This window comes from Blautia ammoniilytica, from assembly GCF_025566965.1.
Lineage (GTDB): Bacteria > Bacillota > Clostridia > Lachnospirales > Lachnospiraceae > Blautia_A > Blautia_A ammoniilytica.
In genome coordinates this window covers 1-5,014 of the sequence record NZ_JAOQJL010000017.1, presented here as the reverse complement: position 1 = coordinate 5,014, position 5,014 = coordinate 1, and the positions used below count along the sequence as shown (strand labels likewise).

The 5,014-nt window shown below is 40.8% G+C and carries 6 protein-coding genes; all 6 read right to left on the bottom strand.

Features of this window, described 5'->3' with window-relative positions; genetic code table 11:
- On the bottom strand, window positions 1–384 hold a 384-nt coding region (locus OCV61_RS09650; RefSeq protein ID WP_262582773.1), incomplete at its 3' end, for a recombinase family protein.
- Entirely contained in the window at window positions 381–2,072 is a 1,692-nt protein-coding gene (locus OCV61_RS09645) for a recombinase family protein (RefSeq protein ID WP_158421630.1), read from the bottom strand. The genes OCV61_RS09650 and OCV61_RS09645, both read right to left, overlap by 4 nt.
- A 1-nt stretch (window position 2,073) precedes the next feature.
- Window positions 2,074–3,765, bottom strand: a complete 1,692-nt coding sequence (locus OCV61_RS09640; protein WP_158421629.1) for a recombinase family protein — start codon at window positions 3,763–3,765, stop codon at window positions 2,074–2,076.
- 108 nt (window positions 3,766–3,873) lie between these two features.
- Entirely contained in the window at window positions 3,874–4,122 is a 249-nt protein-coding gene (locus OCV61_RS09635) for a DUF6870 family protein (protein WP_015568866.1), read from the bottom strand.
- Complete coding sequence (locus tag OCV61_RS09630; RefSeq protein WP_015568867.1) at window positions 4,103–4,483, bottom strand: type II toxin-antitoxin system PemK/MazF family toxin; 381 nt, start codon at window positions 4,481–4,483, stop codon at window positions 4,103–4,105. The genes OCV61_RS09635 and OCV61_RS09630 overlap by 20 nt, the downstream gene beginning before the upstream one ends.
- Window positions 4,484–4,636: 153 nt before the next feature.
- Window positions 4,637–4,819: a hypothetical protein gene (locus tag OCV61_RS09625; protein ID WP_055282710.1), complete on the bottom strand. Its 183-nt coding sequence runs from the start codon at window positions 4,817–4,819 to the stop codon at window positions 4,637–4,639.
- Between the last annotated feature and the right edge of the window lie 195 nt (window positions 4,820–5,014).

The window sequence follows — 5,014 nt, the reverse complement described above, 5'->3', positions numbered from 1 at the left end:
GCTTGCTGCACTGTCATAGCTGTCATTAATCGAAATAAATCGAATCTGCAGAAGTGGAAAAATATATTCAATATAAAATCCAACTTCCAGATAGTCTCTTCCGAATCTGGAAAAGTCTTTTACAACTACACAGCCGATTTCTCCACTTTTCATGTCATCCTGCAGCTGTTGAAATCCCTGCCGTTTAAAATGAGTACCGCTGACACCATCATCCACATATTCCAGGATATCTGCCTCATCTACACCCAGCTGATCAATCACAAATGATTTTAACAGAATTCTCTGAGAAGTTACACTGTCGCTCTCTTTTTTAGCTCTGCCATCTACATTGTCATCTTCTGCGGATAAACGGATGTAAACAGCTGTTTTTCTATGATCTGTCATCTTGACTGCGCCTCCTTCTCTTTCTTTAATTTCTGTAAATCTGCAAACTGATCGTCATATACCAGCTTGATCTCATAATCATACTTACCATGGATAATAATTGAATCCACAAAGGCATCTGCCATTTCTTTTGTCAGCTTACGCTTTGACATATAAGTATGTATCACTTTTCCCCATCCTTCCTCGATATGATAATCCTTGGAATACCGTACCTGTGCCGCCAATACTACATCCAGGCGGTTCTTGATGTTTTCTATTTCATTGGAATAGATACGGGAAAACTGCATGTATTCTTCTTCTGTAATCAGACGTTCCGAATAATCCTCATATAAATCAGATTTACGCTTGCTGATCCTGCTCAACTCCCGCCGAAGTTTCCCCACTTCCTTATCCAGAAGCAAATACTGTGTCTGGTTTCTGGAAGCAGAATTCATTTCACGGATCAGTTTCTCTGTATCCAATACGGCTTTCATATGTGACTGGATCAGGCGAAGGACGTCTTCATCCACGTATTCTTTTTTGACTCTGTGCCCCTTACACTGATTTCCTCCGGATTTATGGTTCGCATCTGCACCACAGATATAATAAAATGTCCCTGTTTTTTCTCTGGACAACACCATGCGGTTCCCACAACCCCCACACCTGATCTTGCCGGTATAGAAATTATGATTCCGAATGGCTCCATTATTCAGCTGATGCTTCTTTTTGTATGCTTCCGTAAATTCCCGGATTTTTTCCTGTACCTGCCGGAACAGTTCTTTATCAATAATTCCTTCGTGGGTATTCTCAGCATAGAGCCACTCACTCTCCGGTAGATTTCTCTGCTTGTTTCCTTGAAAAACACTCTGCTGATATTTTCCAAATACAGAATCTCCGGTACAATGGACATCCTGAAGTACACGTTTCACTTCATAATTATTCCAAGGTTTGGATTCCGGTGAAGGCTTTTCGCCTGTTTTATAATATTCCCTCTGCAAAGTCGGGGAAAGGATACCATCTGTATTCAGTCTTTTTGCAATATCGCTGTAGCTGCATCCATCCATATACATAGTAAAAATTTCTCGTAAATGTCCGGCAGCCTCCTCGTCAACTACCAGCTGGTGTCTGTCCTGTTCTGATTTCCTGTATCCATAAGGTTCCCATGCACCAGTAAATTTTCCTTCTTTCCACAGGGCTTTTTTGGCACTGCTGCTCTTTTTTGCAAGGTCTTTGGAATAAAACTCATTGATGATATTTTTTAAGGGAACTGTCAGATCCACTCCCTCACGGAAAGAATCAAAGTCATCCGTCACAGCAAGAAACCGCACATGAAAAAACGGAAATACACGCTCAATATAATTACTTGTCTCTACATAATTCCTTCCAAGTCTGGATAGATCCTTTACAATCACACAGTTAATTTTTCCATGCTTGATATCTTCCATCATCTGCGTAAAACCAGGACGGTCGAAATTTGTACCAGAATAATCAGAATCCTTATATATTTCTGCAACTGCGATGTCTTCCGTATCTGCCACAAAGTTTTTCATCAGTTCCACCTGGGTTTCTATCGTTCCTCTTTCTAAGGTTTCTTCTGTTTCCATTGAAATTCTGGCATACAATCCTGCCCGGAACGGTCTGCTCACCTCTGTCTGGACGGTTGCACTGCTGACTACTTCCGGAATGTTTTTCCTGCTCTTTCGTGCCATTTTATACAACCTCCTTTACATTGACCTGCAGATTGTTATCATCATCTATTACCATATCAACTCCCATAGCAGGTAATTGATTCAGCAATGTCTGATAACAATCATCAAAATCAAAAGTGATCTCTATATTCTTTTTATCATATACTCTGATTTGCCTGATCAGTTCTACCACCACAGTGCGGGACAGTTCTTCAATATCCTGATATTTCACAAAATAATCCAGCCAGGTATTGGCTTTGTCTGCTTTTTCCAGCTCGTTATCCATTTCTTTCTGGATCGCACGGATACTCTCTTCCGCATTTCTAAGCCGCTTTCCATAGGCTGCATGAAGCTCTACATAGTCTTCTTTTGATACAATGCCCTCTTTCATATCCGAATAGAGCATCATCCGTAACTCCTTACAGCGTTCTTTCTCCTGCTTTTTCTTCTCCAGCCTGTCCTGCAGCTTTTTCATATTGATCTCCTGAAATGGCACAGTACCGATAAATTCCAGGACTCTTTTCAGGTGCAGGATATTCTGGATATGCTGTTTCAACATCACTAATACGGCATCTTCCAGATCCTTTTCCGGTATTCTATGACTGGAACAGCGTTTTGTTTCTTTATTTGTGGAACATAGATAATAAGCATATTTTTTTCCTGCCACAGTAGAAACCTTTCTTGTCATAGGTGCTCCACAATCCGCACATACAGCAATTCCGGATAACAGATATACCTGCTTTTGGTCAGGTGAAGTACGTGTATCCATGCCAAGAAGCCTCTGAACAATTTCAAAATCACGGTCACTCACCAGAGGTTCATGATTTTTCTCAATCCGGATCCAGTCATCTTCCGGTTTCACATAAGTCTGCTTCACTTTATGGTTTGGAGTTGTCCTTTTTCCCTGTACAAGGTTTCCGATATAAACCTCGTTTTCCAGTATCCTGCGGACCGTAACGGAACTCCAAAGTGCCTGTTCTTTCTGCCGGAAACCTGTTTCATAACGACTGCCGCTGCTTATTTTATACTCAAATGGGGAAAGAATACCCAGTTCATTTAAACGATTAGCGATCGCATCCTGACTCATTCCCTGCAGCTTCATCTTAAAAATATCCTGTACTACACCGCCCGCCGATGGATCAATCTCTAATTTATGCTTATCTGTCTTTGTCTTCCTGTATCCAAATGCTACAAACGGAGTCACGCACTCGCCTTTTTTCCTCTTAATCTCAAGATTACTCCTGATCTTAATAGAAATATCACGACAATAAGCATCGTTGATTAAATTTTTAAATGGGATAATGATTTCGTCTGCCTGATTCTTTCCCTTAAGACTGTCATAATTATCATTGATGGCAATAAAACGCACACCAAGAGCCGGGAATAATCTCTCGATATACTTCCCGGAATCAATATATTCCCTTCCAAATCGTGATAAATCTTTTACCACTACGCAGTCTACAATCCCACGCCGGATATCTTCCAGCATTGCCTGGAATGCAGGGCGCTCAAAATTAGAGCCTGAGTAGCCATCATCAACTCGGACTGAAACAACTTCTATATCTTTTTTGTCTTTCAGGAAATCCAGAATCAAAGCTTTCTGGTTAGAAATGCTGTTACTTTCCAGTTTTGCTGAACTAGAAATATCGCCATCTTCTTTAGATAATCTGACATAGATGGCGGCATGATAGATTTTATTGATATTCTGATACATATCTTACCTCCTTTTATTACGTCAGAAAATCCATGTAATAAAAGGGGGCTGCATAATTTGTCCTTACTGACATTCTAACACAGTCCCCTCAATCTTGCCAGTACTTTTTCAGACACTCAGAAGCATATTCTCAAATGCCTGCTCCATAGATATACCGTTATTGGCAAATCTGACTTTTACTTTCATATTGCCGATCCGGACCAAATATGGATTTCCTACTTTATTCAGAAAAATATCTCTCCGTTCCTGAAGCGATTTATTTCTGTCTGCTTTTATCATCCGTAGATCAGTCATTTCATTGATATCTACATCACTGAAATCCTGCTCCAGATAGTTTCTATATTCCTCTGCCGTCATGCCCTTCTCCTTCCATTCCCATCTGAATCTGTACTGCTTTCAGTACCCGATCCAGGCTCCACTTATTTACTCTTCCGCATTTCTCAATAATACATTTCGTAGAAATGCTCATAACCTGTTCAGCCAGTGCCAGGCTTCCTTTTCGGATTCCCGTCATATCATATTTGCTGATAAATACATGTGTTGGCAAATACCGTTTCTTATAAATTCTTGATGTCAGCGGAACTACCGTTATGACTGAACTGTATGTATTGGCTTTATTATTACTCACTACGATCACCGGTCTTACTCCACCCTGAACAGATGTTGTAGGAAACATACCGAGATCTGCCCATAAAATATCTCCTCTGCGGATTGTCATTTGTCCTCTCTCCAATCTATTATTTTTATTTGTAAAGCATCCATAGCGCTATATTGGCTCCACAGGAATACGGCAGAGTTTCTTTCCCATAGGGAAAGCTCTGCCGCATAACCTCTATAGCCAATTTGATTATTAAACAGTGCTCGCTCGATTCTATTTATCCTCGATACCCCGAATCGTTACTCCCGCATATGCAGGAAGGGAATAATAACCTGCCCAGATGCATACTCCGGACCACAACCCGGAAACTCTCGTTTCCAGGCTCCAGCAGTTCATAGGTTTACCAGTTACAGACTTCTCAGGATCTGCAAGTGTATCGCATCTCATACATATCATCGCATCACCAGCCTGCCAGCTGGCTTCGGTCAGTGCTTTTTCGCAGCATTACAGACTGAACTAAAAATCTTTGTTTTGTCTTATAATCCTATAGCGGCATCTTCCTCGTGCTCTTTGCATGAAATGTCACGTCAGTTATTATTGGATATTCAGTTATCATGGTTCATTTTAGGAAGTCCTTTAACTTCCTCTAAT

Coding starts and splice junctions, on each gene's coding strand:
- OCV61_RS09645 (WP_158421630.1), bottom strand. CDS start 2,072: ATGGCACGAAAGAGCAGGAAAAACATTCCGGAAGTAGTCAGCAGTGCA.
- OCV61_RS09640 (WP_158421629.1), bottom strand. CDS start 3,765: ATGTATCAGAATATCAATAAAATCTATCATGCCGCCATCTATGTCAGA.
- OCV61_RS09635 (WP_015568866.1), bottom strand. CDS start 4,122: ATGACGGCAGAGGAATATAGAAACTATCTGGAGCAGGATTTCAGTGAT.
- OCV61_RS09630 (WP_015568867.1), bottom strand. CDS start 4,483: ATGACAATCCGCAGAGGAGATATTTTATGGGCAGATCTCGGTATGTTT.
- OCV61_RS09625 (WP_055282710.1), bottom strand. CDS start 4,819: ATGATATGTATGAGATGCGATACACTTGCAGATCCTGAGAAGTCTGTA.